Source organism: Pseudarthrobacter oxydans (assembly GCF_034258515.1).
Taxonomy (GTDB): domain Bacteria; phylum Actinomycetota; class Actinomycetes; order Actinomycetales; family Micrococcaceae; genus Arthrobacter.
In genome coordinates this window covers 2,191,096-2,205,487 of the sequence record NZ_CP139438.1, presented here as the reverse complement: position 1 = coordinate 2,205,487, position 14,392 = coordinate 2,191,096, and the positions used below count along the sequence as shown (strand labels likewise).

Below are 14,392 nucleotides of genomic sequence, written 5' to 3'. Positions count from 1 at the left end.
CGTCCGGCCCGGCCCGGGTTTGGGTGCCACTGCCGATGGTGAGAGAATTGAGCTAAGCCTTTGGAGCGTGATGAATCACCGTGACCCTTGAAAACCATGCGGGACAATCCGCGACTGGAGAACCCGGCCGGTTCTCCGGCGATGCGGAAGTCCATAGCATCACGGATGCTGCGGCGGCCCATTCCGAGGATATGCGCCAGCGCATGATCAAGTACGCGCTGGCCATGGGTATCCGCATGGTGTGCCTGATCCTGATCTTCGTGGTGGACGGCTGGTTCAAGATTATCGCGGTGGCCGGAGCCGTGTTCCTGCCGTGGATTGCGGTGGTCATAGCGAACGGCAGCGACAAGGCGGAGGGGCACAGTGACCTGCTGCTGGACTCCGCGCCGCTGGCGGAACTCGAGAGTCCCCCCGCACGCTCGGCCAATGACGAACACGGCAACGAGGTCCTTCAGGGCGAACTCATCAATGACGACGACGAAACAACAACCGGGCAGGAGCGGAGGGCATCATGAGTATTTTCGACTTCGCGGCGGGATCCGATCCCACGCTCGCGGAATCCGCTGCCATCTGCTCACGCAAGGCCTGCCGCTCCGAGGCCTCCTGGCAGCTCCTGTGGAACAACCCTAAAATCCACACCCCCGAGCGGCGCAAGACCTGGCTCGCCTGTGCGGACCACCGGGAATGGCTGGAAGACTACCTCCAGACGAGGGGGCTGTGGAAGGAAACCCTGCCGCTTGAGGACTACCGGATCTTTGGTGCCCCGGAGCAGGACAGCTGAATGTACCGTTTCCTCTTTTCCAGCAAGTGGCTGGGTTATCTCCTGCTGGCCGCAATCTTCGCCACCGCCTGCGTGTTCCTGGGCCGCTGGCAGATGGACCGCCGCGCCGAGACCCTCGCCGAGATCAACCGGGTGGTGACCAATTACTCTGCGGCGCCCATTCCGTTCGAGGACGCCAAAGGACAATTCAGCCGGCTGGATTCCGCCTTGGAGTGGACGCAGGTGGAGCTGCGGGGCACCTATCTTGTTGACGGCCAGCGCGTGGTTCGGAACCGTCCGCTCAATGGCCAGCCTGGCTACGAAGTGGTGGTCCCGTTCCGGCTGACCACGGGTGAAACCGTCGTGATCGACCGTGGGTGGCTGCCCATCGGCAACAGGAATCCCGGCAGCCCCGACTCCGTGCCGGCGCCCCCTCCAGGTGAGGTGACCGCCGTCGTCCGCTTGAAGCATCCCGAGCCTGAACTCAAGCGCGGCGCCCCCGACGGCCAGCTGGCGTCCATCGACCTTCCCGCCTACTCCGCCCAGCTTGGGTACCCGCTGCTGACCGGAGCCTACGGGCAGCTCGCCTCCGAGACTCCCCCGGCCGCCGAGATGCCCATGGCGTTCCCCAAGCCTTCCACAGAGGAAGGCACGCACCTTTCCTACTCGCTGCAGTGGTTCGCGTTCGGCGTCCTGATGTTTGTCGGTTTCGGTTACGCCGCCCGCCAGCAGGCGCGCAACGCGGCCATTGACGCAGAGGACGACGATGCGTTTGCGGACGGCACGCCCCGCGCGGCGGCCGGGGCACCACGCCGTCGTCCGTCACCTCCCAGGAAGCGGAAGAAGGCGACATCCGAGGAAGAGGAAGACGCACTCCTCGACGCCCAGGGGTACTGACGGATGACGGAGCACGACGGCGGCCCGGTGGTCCTGGTGCGCGCGGCCCTGGTGGCTGCCGGAGTTGGGGACACCGTGCGGACTTTTCCGGCGGGCGTTCCGACGGCGTCCGCGGCAGCTGAGGCGCTCGGCTGCGACCTCGCGGCGATCACGAACAGCCTGATCTTCGACCTCAATGGGGAGCCCCTGCTGATCCTTGCCAGTGGGGCGGCACGGGTGGACACAAGGCTGGTGGCCGGGCAGCTGGGTGAAGGCAGAATCCGCCGCGCCTCCCCCGAGTTCGTCCTGCAGCATACCGGCCAGGCGGTAGGCGGAGTGGCCCCGGTGGGCCACCCGGAAAAGATCAGGGCCCTCTTGGACAGCTCCCTCAAGAAACAGGAACTCCTCTGGGCCGGAGCAGGAGACCACAACTCAATGTTCAGCATCACGTATGCAGAGCTGCGAAGAATCACCGAAGCCAGGGAACTGAAGGTGCGCTGACACAAAAGGTGTCCGGGGCACAAGCGCAGCGGCGTGGGCGATTTATGTAGCGTGCGTCAAAGGCGACGAAGGAGCCAGCACGCGGGAAATCGCCCACGCCGCGAAGCGGACGCAACCCACCGGCGTCGCGCAGCGAACGCAAGCCGCACCGCGGCGGGACTAAGCCAGCGTAATCAGGTCCAAATAGTCTTCATTCCAGTGATCCTCGATACCGTCCGGCAGCAGGACGACGCGCTCGGGGTTGAGGGCCTCGACAGCCCCCTCGTCGTGGCTGACCAGGACGACGGCTCCGCTGTAGTTCTTGAGGGCCCCGAGGATTTCGGCACGGCTGGCGGGGTCGAGGTTGTTGGTGGGCTCGTCGAGGAGGAGCACGTTGGCACTGGAGGCCACGATGGTGGCCAGGGCGAGGCGCGTCTTCTCGCCGCCGGAGAGGACGCCGGCAGGCTTGTCGACGTCGTCGCCGGAGAACAGGAACGAGCCCAGGATGCCGCGCACCTCCGCGTCCTTCATGTCCGGTGCAGCGGAGCGCATGTTCTCCAGGACGGTGCGCTCGACGTCGAGGGTCTCGTGCTCCTGCGCGTAGTAGCCCACCTTCAGGCCGTGCCCGGCAATCACGTCACCGGTGTCGGGCTTGTCCACGCCCGCGAGCATCCGCAGCAGGGTAGTTTTGCCGGCACCGTTGAGTCCCAGGATGACCACTTTGGAGCCGCGGTCGATGGCCAGGTCCACGTCAGTGAAGATCTCCAGGGAACCGTAGGACTTGCTGAGGCCCTCGGCAGTAAGCGGGGTCCGGCCGCACGGCGAGGGATCCGGGAAGCGCAGCGCTGCCACCCGGTCCTGCTCGCGGACAGCCTCCAGGCCGCTCAACAGGCGCTCGGCGCGCTTGGCCATGTTCTGGGCGGCAACGGCCTTGGTGGCCTTTGCCCGCATCTTGTTAGCCTGGTCGAACAGCACCTGGGCCTTCTTCTCGGCATTGGCCCGCTCGCGCTTGCGCGCACGTTCGTCGGTTTCGCGCTGCGTGAGGTAGCGCTTCCAGTCCATGTTGTAGAAGTCGATCTGCGCACGGTTGGCATCCAGCAGGAACACCTTATTAACCGTGGCTTCGAGGAGTTCAGTGTCGTGGCTGATCACGATGAGCCCGCCCTGGTGGTTTTTCAGGAAGTCACGGAGCCACGCGATGGAGTCGGCATCGAGGTGGTTGGTGGGCTCGTCGAGGAGCATGGTCTCCGCATCCGAGTACAGGATGCGCGCCAGTTCCACGCGGCGCCGCTGGCCACCGGAAAGGGTCTTGAGCGGCTGGTTCAGCAGCCGGTCCGGCAGGGCGAGGTTGGAGCAGATAGCTGCGGCCTCGGCTTCAGCGGCGTAACCGCCGGCCGCCAGGAACTCGGACTCGAGCCGGTCGTAGCGGTTCATTGCCTTGCGCTGCACGGCAGCATCCTCGCTGGCCATCTCTTCGTGCGCCAAGCGGAGCTTGCCGACGGCGATGTCCAGGCCCCGGACGGACAGGATCCGGTCCCGCGCGAGCTGCTCCATGTCCGGCGTGCGCGGATCTTGGGGAAGGTAGCCGATTTCACCGGTGCGGGTAACTTTGCCGGCTGCCGGAAGCCCTTCGCCCGCGAGCACGCGGGTGAGCGTCGTCTTCCCGGCGCCGTTCCGGCCCACCAGCCCGATCTTGTCTCCCTTGTCGATGCGGAAGCTCACCTGATCCATCAGGAGCCGGGCGCCGGCACGCAGTTCGAGGTCCTGGACAGTAATCACAGCAGGTAAAGCCTTTCACAGCAGGGATAAGCCGCAGCCCCAAGTATCTGTGATGGGCGTGGGCGGCAATGGCCGGAGAACGGCCCATCCAAGTCTACCGTTCAACGCGCCGGGGAGGGCTACTTCGAGACGGGTCTCACGGACTGGAGTACCCGGACCATGGCTGTCACGTTCGAAGGCACGACGGGAACCGGTATGTCCACCAGGAATTGTCCGGCGTTGCTTGCGCTTGGATGTTCACCCTGCCGCGTACACGCGGACCCAGTCAACCCGCATCTCGCCGGCTCCGTCGGCACTGCTGTCAGGGAACCAGTCCAGTTGTAAGGTCTGATGCATCGGACCGGGAGGCTGATGTGCAGGGTCGGTGTCTTCGAACCACTTTATGCCATCGATATAGCCGACGATCCCGCGCGACGTCCAGTCGACCGCGTAGTTGTGAAACTGGGTCACATCCAGAGGCTTGGACGCCGCGGTCTGTAGGTTCGAGCATCCATAGTGGTGGAAGAACTGGATGACGTTCCAGTCGCCGGTCGTCTCCGCATAGTCAATCTCGCCGTCACACGGCCAATTTTCACTGTCGGGCCACAGGATGGACACCAGGTGGTATTCGTTATCACCGGACCCGGCCGCCCGGACTTCCCACCGCCCGTACTTCTGGTTAGCAAACTTGGCGCCCATCCCGGCAGTCGTGCCATCCGGAGTTCCGGTCATGACCATTGTGGACCCGTTCACGGTTACCTGCTGAGGACTCCGGAGACCGTTTCCTGCGTGGCCGGCACTGTTGTAGACATTCCACTTCGCGGCATCGGGCGCGCCGGAATAATTGAACTCGTCCCCGGCCACGCTCGCGCCCCACCCCTGGACTACGGCCGCCTCGGTGGAGGTCACCGTGTCAGGCGCTGTCGTCACCACCAGTCTTGGGCGCAGGGCGGAGTTCGACGATTCCCTGGACTTAAACCCGATCCACTTCTGCGCGTTGCTTTCCAGCTTGAAGTTTTGCTCGCCGCCCTTCGGATTGACGCCCTTCGTTACATCCCATTCAACCCAGGAGCCGCTGGCGAATCCGCCGGCCTTCCCGAGCCATGTCCCGCGTGCCGGTGCGTTATTCCACGTGACGCCCCTCTCGGTCCAGCCGCCAGATGTAGTAAAGGCGTCAACGAACTGAGTGGAATTTGCAGATGCCTCGGAATACGCCCGAAGTTTGGCTGATACGACATGTTCTCCTGCGGGCACCAGCACGGAGAATCGTAGGAGCGAGTTCCGCCAGATATACGCCCGGCCTTCCGTAGATAAACGGATGCTGGTCCCAAAGTTCGAATTCGCTTTGTCGGCCTGCACGTAAGTATCCATGACTAACGAGGTTGTCGCTGCGGCGCTTGCGGATGTCGGAGTGATAATTGCGAACATAATCAGAATGGACGAAGCAACCGCTGCGCATTTACGCTGGAAGTCAATGCCACGCCGCTTCTGCTGAGTTTGCAGCGCTTGAACGCTCGTAGCCTTCATGGTCGTCGCTGTTTCTACTAGGGGTTTTGATGTACCGGCTGCCCGCGCGAGTGTCGACCCCAGAAACAACGACGGCTAAATGCGAGTTATCTCAAAGCGTAAGCCTGGAACAATAACGGAGCAATCGATCCCCTATACCCAAGTTTTCGGGACTGACAAAACACCTATACCTAATGAGTGAAATGGGTGATCGCCCTTATTCTTGCCTGGTCCGGCCGCGCGTAGGCTTCCCCTACGACGCTGAATGCTGCTGGGGGCCCGGGGCGTCCGTATCGGACATCCGGTGCATTTATGCAGCACCGGCCAACGGATAGGAAGTCCATGGCTCACACGGTTGCTGCTCGACGCACGCGGGCCGCTGGCGGATCCTTGCGCCACGCTCCCACGCTGTTCCGGATCCTGCTTGTCGCGGTTTTAGCCGCCGCCCTCGCAGGCCTCAACGTACTCATCGCCCCGCAGGCGCATGCGGCGGACGTCCTCGTGGTTCCGTCGGGAGAGACTACACCCGTTCCGAGCTCCAGTGACGCGGCAGACGACAGCGCGATCTGGATACACCCCACGGATCCGTCGCAGAGCGTGGTGATCGGCACAGACAAGTTAAGTACCGGAGGAGTGGGGGTCTACGACCTGTCCGGGCGCCAGCTGCATTTCTACCTGCACGGCAGCATGAACAACGTCGATCTCCGGTACAACTTTCCGTTGGGCAGTGAGCGCGTCGCCCTCGTCGGCGTGACGGAGAGGAATGTGGAGTCGACCGGCGTTCGGTTCTACAAGGTGAACGTCGCGGACCGGTCCCTGACAGAGGTGGGGCGCATCAGCACTCCAGGCAGGCCCCGTGGCTTTGGAATGTATCACTCCCCGGCGTCGGGGAAGTACTACGCCTTTGTGCATGACTTCAATACGAATGTGATTACCCAGTTCGAGTTGGATGGCGCCAACGGATCGGTTCGCGGGACAGCGGTGCGTTCTTTCGACAACGGCGACAGCTCCGAGGGTATTTCGGCAGATGATGAGCTGCAACGTCTATACGTGTCCGAGGAGAAAGTCGGCCTCTGGCGCTACGGAGCTGAGCCGGGGGACGGTTCAACGCGGTCGCTCGTGGACCGCACGGTGGCGACCGGCGGACGAATAGTGGAGAACGTCAAAAACTCCGCCATTTACTATGGCCGGCAGGGGACCGGGTATCTGATTGTGTCGAGCCAGGGCGGATCCAACTTCGTTGTCTACAACCGCGGTGACAACGCGTTCGTCGGCTCCTTCAAGATCGTCGCTGGAGGCGGCGTCGACGGTGTCAATGGCCAAGACGGGATTGATGTCACCAATTTCCCACTTGGACCCTCCTATCCCGCTGGCCTTTTCACGAGCCAGGACCACAACAACACGGATGCGGGCAACGGTAACAGCGGTAACCAAAACCACAAGCTTGTCTCCTGGCAGCAGATTGCCGATGCGTTCAGCCCCCGCCTGCTTGTGGACACTACTTTTGACCCGCGGCAAATAGGAGCAGAGGACGGAGGCGGCGACCCCGTGCCGGACACCACCCCGCCCGATACATCGATTACAGGTGGTCCGTCAGGGACCAGTGGCAGCACTTCGGCCGAGTTCACCTTCACTGCCACGGAGCCCGGGACCTTCGAGTGTGCCTTGGATGGAGGTGCCTTCGAGGGATGTGCCTCGCCGAAGAGATACGCTGATCTCGCGGTTGGCTCGCACGTCTTCACGGTGCGGGCGACCGACGCGGCCGGCAACGCGGACCCGACTCCCGCGGAGCGAACCTGGCTGATCGACACCACGGCGCCGCAAACGGAGATCTTGACCACCACAGCGGACGCTTATGTTTCCAGCGGGGCGGCGACGGCGAATTACGGGACGGCGCCGAAGCTCTCTGTGGACAACAGCCCGGTGGAGAATGCCTACCTTAAGTTTGATATGTCGGCACTCGCAGGAAGAACGATCGTGAGCGCGAAGCTCCAGATTCGGGCAACGACCAGCGGCTCAGTGGGAACCCAGAACGTCAGGCTGGTTACGGACGACACCTGGACTGAGAGCGGCCTCACGTACAGCACGAGGCCGGCCCTGGGCACCAGCGTCCTGGGCACCGCCGGACCCGTCTCGTCGAACACCAATTATGAAGTGCCACTGACTGCGTCAGCTCTGCAGGGCGAGCTCGGCGGAATCCTCTCGCTTGGCATCAACACCACCAGCAATGACGGGGCTGACTTCGGCTCAAGAGAGACAACCACCCCACCCAGGCTGGTGCTCCAGCTGGGATCGGGCACGGGGACCCCGCCCGGAGATACCACCGCACCTACGGTGACCTCGGTGACTCCTGCAGAAAATGCAGCAGACGCAGCGGTCACCGGCAATGTCACGGCTACGTTTTCGGAGGCAATGGACTCGACGACGGTCAACAACACGACGTTCACGCTGGCCGAGGGAACTTCAACCACTCCTGTGAATGCGGTCGTGACCCTCAGCAACAACACCGCCACGCTGGATCCCACCGCCAATTTGAATCCTGGTACGCAGTACACCGCGAGGGTCACCGGAGCGAAAGATTTCTCCGGAAATGCAGTCATTGCCAAGACGTGGACTTTCACGACAGCCGCGGCTACGACGCCCCCGGAGACGGTGACGGTGACGTTGACGGCCACAGCGGACGCTTATGTTTCCAGCGGGGCGGCGACGGCGAATTACGGGACGGCGCCGAAGCTCGCTGTGGACAACAGTCCGGTGGAGAATGCCTACCTTAAGTTTGATATGTCGGCGCTCGCAGGAAAGACGATCGTGAGCGCGAAGCTCCAACTGCGGGCGACGACCAGCGGCTCAGTGGGTACGCAGAACGTCAGGCTGGTTACGGACGACACCTGGACTGAGAGCGGCCTCACGTACAGCACAAGGCCGGCCCTGGGCAGCAGTGTGCTGGGCAGCCTCGGACCCGTCGCGTCGAACACCAACTATGAAGTGACGCTGAGTGCGTCAGCTTTGCAGGGCGAGCTCGGCGGCATCCTCTCGCTTGGCATCAACGCCACCAGCAGCGACGGGGCCGACTTCGGCTCAAGGGAGACAAGCACCCCGCCAAAGCTGGTGCTTCAGCTGCAATAACCGTAGGAGCTCACAGCTCACAGAACCCATCGCGGCCCCCAGGAACCAGAACCGTTACTGGCATGAACGGTGGGCCAGTTGTGCCCAGACCTCATCCGCCGGGGCCTGCTTTAGTAGGGCCCCTACAAAATACCCCCTGCCCTGCCCCGGTAACGTCGGGACTACACCAGATCCCGCTTGTACTACCCCGACAGGACCACCATGAGCAACACCGACACTGCCGTCAGCAATACCGGCAAGACCAAGCGCCACCGCTGGAACGCCACCGACCTGGGCCTGATTGCCGTCTTCGCCGCCCTCGTGGCCGGCGCGGCCCTCGTTCCCGGCCTTGCCGTGAACGGCTTCGGCGTCCCCATCACCTTCCAGACCCTTGCCGTGATGCTCACCGGCCTGGTGCTCGGCCCCGGAAGGGGCTTCGCCGCCGTCGGCCTGTACACCCTGCTGGGCCTCGCCGGCCTTCCGATCTTCAGCCAGGGCCGCAGCGGACTGGGCATCCTCGCCGGTCCGTCCGCCGGCTACATCATCGCCTTCCCCATCGCAGCTTTGGTCGTAGGCTGGCTCGCCACCTTGGTGATCCGCCGCACCACCAAAGTCCGTGCCCTCTGGCTCTTCCTGGCCGCCATGGCCACCAGCGTGCTGGTGGTGCACTCGCTCGGCGTCGCCGGCATTGCCCTGAACACCAAGGCAACCCTGGCGCAGGCATTCGTAAGCGACCTGGTCTTCTACCCCGGAGACATCGTCAAGAACATCCTCGCCGCCATCATCGCCGTCGCCCTCCACCGCGCATTCCCGGACATCCTGGTCCGCCGCGTCCGCCGCAGCACCGTCCAGACCACCGAAGCCTAGGAACAACCGCCATGCCTTCCGTGACCTTTGACAAGGCAACAGTCGCCGTCGAAACGGACCACTCCCCTGAGCCCAAGGTCCTCCTCGCCGACGTCAACCTCGAACTCACGGAACGGCGCGTGGGCGTCATCGGCGCCAACGGCTCCGGGAAGTCCACGCTGCTGCGGCTGGTCAACGGCCTCATCCAGCCGACAGCGGGCAGCGTTGCGGTCGACGGCGAGGACACAGTACGTGCCGTCCGGAAAGTCCGGCGGAACGTCGGCTTTGTCTTCACCGATCCCCTCTCCCAGCTGGTGATGCCCACCGGCCGGGAGGACGTGGAGCTTTCGCTGCGCCGCTCGGTGAAGAACGGCACCGAGCGGCGCAGCCAGGCCGAAGCGGCCCTCGAGCGGATGGGACTGCTGCATCTGGCGGACCAGAGCATCTACGAACTCTCCGGCGGCGAGCGGCAGCTGATGGCCCTCGCGGCCGTCCTGGCGGTGAAACCCCAGGTCCTTGTGCTCGACGAACCCTCCACCCTTCTGGACCTTCGCAACCGGGAGCTTCTCCGCAGGACCCTGGCGGGGCTGGACCAGCAGGTCATCATGTCCACCCACGACCTTGACCTTGCACTGGAGATGGACCGCGTACTGGTCATCGACCAGGGAAAAGTCGCGTTCGACGGTGCCCCGGCGGAAGCGGTGGCAGGGTACCGCTCCCTGTGCATGGAAGGCCTCCGTGTCACGGAGCCGGGCGTCCGATGAGGGGGCACGGCTTCCTCCTGGCCAACTACGTGCCGGGGAATTCACTGCTCCACCGGTCACCGCTCGCGCTGAAGTTCCTCCTGGTGTTCGGCTGCGGCCTGGCCTCGTTCATCATCCAGGACTGGCTCATCTCGGCGGCGGTACTTGGCGGACTCTGCGGCCTCTTCCTGCTCACCGGTGCGGGCCTGAAACGGCTCTGGGGAGCCATCCGCCCGCTCGCTGCCGTCCTGCTGGTCATCGGGCTGTTCCAGTGGTGGCAGCTGGGAGCCCCGACTGCGGCCAGGATCGTCCTGAACATCGTCATCTGCGTAGTGGCGGCCTCGCTGCTCACAGCCACTACCCCGGTGCAGCAGCTCCTGGATGGAGTAGTCAGGGCAGCCACGCCCTTCAGGAGGTTTGGTGCCGATCCCGAGCGGTTCGCCCTCACCATCGGCATCATGCTGCGCAGCATCCCGTATATCGCCGGCACCTTTGCCGACGTCCGGGATTCCGCCCGCGCCCGGGGCCTGGAACGAAATCCGAGGGCCCTGATCCTGCCCGTCTTCATCACCTCGGTGGCTTTCGCCCGCCAGACGGGCGAGGCGCTTGCCGCCCGCGGCCTGGGCGAAGCGGAGGACTGAAGCCCGGGAACTTCCTTAGAGGCGCTCGTACTGCAGCAACGCTGCCGTACCCATGCCTCCGGCGCTGCTGATCATGGCCAGTGCCAGGCTTCCCGGCGCCGTGTTCCTGCGCGCCTGGGCGAGAAGCCGCGTCACCAGGACAGCGCCGGACGCACCGTACGCGTGGCCCAAGGCCAGCGCCCCGCCGTCGAGGTTTACCCGCTCACCGTCAATCCCCAGCAGATCCAGGCAGGCAAGCGTCTGTGAGGCGAAGGCTTCGTTGAACTCCACCAGGTCCAGCTCTCCGGCGCCCACCTGCGCGGCACCGAGCACGTTCTTCGCCGCGGCGGCGGCACCGACGCCCAGCACCTCGGGGTCCACTCCTGCCGTCCCGGCGCCCAGCACCAGCAGCGCGTCCGCCGCGCCCAGTTCCCGCGCCCGCTGAAGGGATGTCAGGACGACGGCGGAGGCGGCGTCCGCGTCGAAGCATGAGTTCCCCGCGGTGACAGTTCCTCCCTCCACGAAGGCGGCCGGGAACCGGGACATCACCGCGGCGTTCAACCCCCGCCGTGGACCATCGTCAGCAGCAACAGTCCCGGCGCCGGTGTCCAGCGGAACCAGCTCGCCGTCGAAATACCCTGCTTGAGAGGCGCCAAGCGCCAGCCGGTGGCTCCGGAGGGCGAAGGCGTCCTGCCGCTCCCGGCTGACACTGAACTTCTGCGCCACGGTTTCCGCGGCCACGCCCATGTCCGGGTCCCCGAAGGCCGCCGGCACAAACTGGGCCCGCCGGTAGAACTCCGGGCTGCCGTCGTCGTTCCTGTACGCGCGCAATGGCGCCGTACTGGTGCTCTCAACACCTCCGGCAAGGAACAGCGGACCACCGCCCGCTGCCACCAGCCGTGACGCGAGGACGATCGCGTCCAGCCCCGAACCGCACTGGCGGTCCACGGTGATGCCGGGAACACTTACGGGCATTCCGGCCTCGAGCAGGGCCAGGCGCGCCACATTTCCGCCGCCGCCCACGGCGTTGCCGATCACTACGTCGGCAACGGCACCGGGCTCAACCCCGGCGCCGGCCAGAAGGCCGCGCAGGACAGGCGCCAGCAACTCGTGGGCGCGCAGTTTCCGGAGGGCGCCGTTGGTGCGGCTAACCGGCGTCCGCAGGGCCGCGATGATGACGGGCTGCCGGTCCGGAGGGAGCTGGTCAGCCGCCAAGGCTGCGTACCCTCGGGTCCCGGGACTCTATCCAGTCCAGCAGCAGGCTCCTGTTGACCTTGCCGCGGTCCGTGGCGGGCAATTCGGCCAGCAGGTAGTACTGGAGCGGCCGCTTGTCCCGTGCCAGCAGCTCTTCGAGTCCGGCCCGGAGCTGCGTTGCAGTGACCGCCCCATGGGAGGGGACGACGCCGGCCACCACCCTTTGGCCGCGCAGGTCGTCGGGCATTCCGGCAGCCACGGCGGCGGAGACCCCGGGCACCGCTGACAGTGCCAGTTCAACCTCGTGCGGATAGACGTTCCTGCCGGCCGTGAGGATCATGTCCGCGCGGCGGCCCAGGATGTGCAGTTCCCCCTCGGCGAGATACCCCTGGTCCCCCACTGTGAACCAGCCGCCGAAGGACTTCAGGGCCTGGCCGTCGTCGCCCCAGAGGTAGCCGTTGCTGACCATCGGGCTCCGGACGCAGATGTTCCCGGCGTCACCGTCCGGGAGGGGCATGCCGGCGTCATCGAGGATCCGGACGTCCACGCCCGGGAAGGGCCGGCCAATTCCGGTGCCGCCGTGCACGGCAGGCTGGCGGGCCGGCAGCCCGGCCCCGGACACAAAGCTCAGCTCCGAGGCGCCGTAGTACTCGAAGATGGTGGCGTTCGGGGCCCAGCGGCGCGCGGCTTCCAGCGTCCGCGCGTCCAGCTTCGAGCCTGCACAGATGATGGTGCGGACCCCGGAAGCGTCCACGCATCCGGTCAGGCCGCGCTCGCTGAGCATCCTTAGCATGGTGGGCACCAGCACCAGCCTGGTGACGCGGTCATGCGCGATGGCGGTATGGACGTCCCCGACGTCGAAGGATTCGAGGGTCTGGAACTCGGACCCCGCATAAAGGCACTCTGCCAGGGCGTAGAGGTTGAGGCTCGCGGCGAGCGGCCCCGGCGCCAGCGTCACATCATCCTGGCGGAGCCCAAAGAACTCGATCGAGGCGTCGAAGGATTCCTGCCAGGACCGCCGGGAGCGCGTGAAGGCTTTGGGAACCGAGGTGGTGCCGGACGTCAGTCCGATGAGGAAGGTGCCCTCCGGCACGCCGTCCGCCAGCTCATCGTCCGGGGACACCGGTGCCGGAAGTGCGGATGCTTCGACGCGCCGCCTGATGTCCTCCTGCAGCTGGGCGGCCCACGCCGGGTCGAGGACGGCGCACTGGCGCCCGCCCGCCACCGCGGCGGCGAATTTGGTGGCGAAGTCAACCGAATTGGCCTCACAGAGGGCCGTGACGGACTTGGCGTGGGCTACCAGCGCGGCGGCGGAATCCCGGAACTCCAACCAGGAAAGGCGCCGTCCTGCAATCACGACGGCGGTGTCGTGCGGCCGTTCATCGGCCCAGCGCTGGATTCGGTTGAGGAAAGGCATCGCATCAACTTTACCGGCCGGCACGGATTGAGCCGCGGGCCCGCGGGTATTGTGACTTTATGAGTTTCAATGACAATGTGCAGCTGGACCCCTCGCAGGTCCAGGACCGGCGCGGCATGGGCCGCGGAGTCAAAGTGGGCGGCGGCATCGGCGGCGGGCTCATCCTGCTCATTGCCGCGCTGCTGGGCGTCAATCCCCAGCTGTTGGAGGGCCTGGCCGGTGCGGGCCAGGCACCGCAGAGCCAGGGCACGGCTCCTGCCTGCCAGACCGGGGCGGATGCGGACGCCCGCGTGGACTGCCGCATCACCGGCACAGTCAACAGCCTGAACGCTTTCTGGCCTGCCTACCTGCAGCAGTACAACGTGCAGTACCCCCAGCCGGAGACCGTGATCTTCGACCAGGCTGTCAGCACCGGCTGCGGCACGGCCTCCAGCGCGGTGGGACCGTTCTACTGCCCCACCGATACCACCGCCTACTTCGATCCCGGGTTCTTCCAGGAACTCGTGGACCGGTTCGGTTCCTCAGGCGGGCCGCTGGCGCAGGAGTATGTGGTGGCCCACGAGTTCGGACACCACATCCAGAACGTGCTGGGGAGCCTCGACCAAGCCCAGCAGGATCCGCAGGGGCCGGAGTCCGGTGCAGTCCGGGTTGAACTGCAGGCTGACTGCTACGCCGGACTCTGGGCAAAACACGCATCCACCCAGCCGGGCCCCGACGGCCAGCCGTTCCTGGAAGCCCTCACGCAGCACGACCTGAACGATGCACTGTCCGCCGCGTCTGCGGTTGGCGACGACCGGATCCAGGAGGCGGCCACCGGCCGTGTCACGCCCGAGGCCTGGACCCACGGATCCAGCGAGCAGCGCCAGCGCTGGTTCTACCGCGGCTACGAGACCGGGGACATCAACCAGTGCGACACGTTCTCGGCACCCTCGCTCTAACTCCGCCGAGCGCTCTGCAGCTCTAGCCCCATCGATTGCTCCGTACGTGTCGTTTTGAGGTCTGAAAACGGCATATACGGAGCACTCGATGAGGGAACGACGACGGCGGGTCACCTTTCCTGGGAAAGATGACCCGCCGTCGTCGTACT

General features: G+C 65.2%; 13 protein-coding genes. 9 read left to right on the top strand and 4 right to left on the bottom strand.

Annotated features, from left to right (window positions below):
• Positions 1–80: 80 nt before the first annotated feature.
• The 4 genes from SMD14_RS09955 to SMD14_RS09940 are packed head-to-tail and all read left to right on the top strand — an operon-like array spanning position 81 to position 2,137.
• Complete coding sequence (locus tag SMD14_RS09955) at positions 81–515, top strand: DUF3099 domain-containing protein (protein WP_321216201.1); 435 nt, start codon at positions 81–83, stop codon at positions 513–515.
• The gene (locus tag SMD14_RS09950; RefSeq protein ID WP_321216200.1) at positions 512–781 is read left to right on the top strand and encodes a hypothetical protein; all 270 of its coding nucleotides are present in this window, start codon (positions 512–514) and stop codon (positions 779–781) included. Before SMD14_RS09955 ends, SMD14_RS09950 begins: the two co-directional genes overlap by 4 nt.
• Complete coding sequence (locus SMD14_RS09945) at positions 782–1,657, top strand: SURF1 family protein (RefSeq protein WP_157242345.1); 876 nt, start codon at positions 782–784, stop codon at positions 1,655–1,657.
• Positions 1,658–1,660: 3 nt separating this feature from the next.
• The gene (locus SMD14_RS09940; RefSeq protein WP_321216199.1) at positions 1,661–2,137 is read left to right on the top strand and encodes a YbaK/EbsC family protein; all 477 of its coding nucleotides are present in this window, start codon (positions 1,661–1,663) and stop codon (positions 2,135–2,137) included.
• Positions 2,138–2,296: 159 nt separating this feature from the next.
• Here the strand turns inward: SMD14_RS09940 and SMD14_RS09935 are convergent, their stop codons facing one another.
• Together SMD14_RS09935 and SMD14_RS09930 are read right to left on the bottom strand one after the other, a co-directional pair.
• The gene (locus SMD14_RS09935; protein WP_321216198.1) at positions 2,297–3,895 is read right to left on the bottom strand and encodes an ABC-F family ATP-binding cassette domain-containing protein; all 1,599 of its coding nucleotides are present in this window, start codon (positions 3,893–3,895) and stop codon (positions 2,297–2,299) included.
• A gap of 237 nt (positions 3,896–4,132) precedes the next feature.
• On the bottom strand, positions 4,133–5,401 hold the full coding sequence (locus SMD14_RS09930; RefSeq protein ID WP_321216197.1) for a DNRLRE domain-containing protein: 1,269 nt from the start codon (positions 5,399–5,401) through the stop codon (positions 4,133–4,135).
• A gap of 321 nt (positions 5,402–5,722) precedes the next feature.
• Between SMD14_RS09930 and SMD14_RS09925 the strand changes: the two genes are divergently transcribed.
• From SMD14_RS09925 to SMD14_RS09910, 4 genes are all read left to right on the top strand, one after another.
• Positions 5,723–8,506, top strand: a complete 2,784-nt coding sequence (locus SMD14_RS09925) for a phytase (protein WP_321216196.1) — start codon at positions 5,723–5,725, stop codon at positions 8,504–8,506.
• Between the two features lie 201 nt (positions 8,507–8,707).
• On the top strand, positions 8,708–9,352 hold the full coding sequence (locus tag SMD14_RS09920) for a biotin transporter BioY (protein ID WP_321216195.1): 645 nt from the start codon (positions 8,708–8,710) through the stop codon (positions 9,350–9,352).
• A gap of 11 nt (positions 9,353–9,363) precedes the next feature.
• Positions 9,364–10,095, top strand: coding sequence for an ABC transporter ATP-binding protein (locus tag SMD14_RS09915; RefSeq protein WP_321216194.1), 732 nt, complete (start codon positions 9,364–9,366; stop codon positions 10,093–10,095).
• Entirely contained in the window at positions 10,092–10,715 is a 624-nt protein-coding gene (locus SMD14_RS09910; RefSeq protein ID WP_157242351.1) for an energy-coupling factor transporter transmembrane protein EcfT, read from the top strand. The genes SMD14_RS09915 and SMD14_RS09910 overlap by 4 nt, the downstream gene beginning before the upstream one ends.
• 15 nt (positions 10,716–10,730) lie before the next feature.
• Here SMD14_RS09910 and SMD14_RS09905 read toward each other — a convergent pair whose 3' ends face one another.
• Complete coding sequence (locus tag SMD14_RS09905) at positions 10,731–11,909, bottom strand: thiolase family protein (protein ID WP_321216193.1); 1,179 nt, start codon at positions 11,907–11,909, stop codon at positions 10,731–10,733.
• A complete protein-coding gene (locus SMD14_RS09900) occupies positions 11,899–13,305 on the bottom strand; it encodes an AMP-binding protein (RefSeq protein ID WP_321216192.1) in 1,407 nt (468 codons plus the stop codon). The genes SMD14_RS09905 and SMD14_RS09900 overlap by 11 nt, the downstream gene beginning before the upstream one ends.
• Positions 13,306–13,364: 59 nt before the next feature.
• Between SMD14_RS09900 and SMD14_RS09895 the strand changes: the two genes are divergently transcribed.
• Positions 13,365–14,243 (top strand): neutral zinc metallopeptidase, encoded by an 879-nt coding sequence (locus tag SMD14_RS09895; RefSeq protein ID WP_321216191.1) that lies wholly within the window; start codon positions 13,365–13,367, stop codon positions 14,241–14,243.
• The last annotated feature ends 149 nt before the right edge of the window (positions 14,244–14,392 follow it).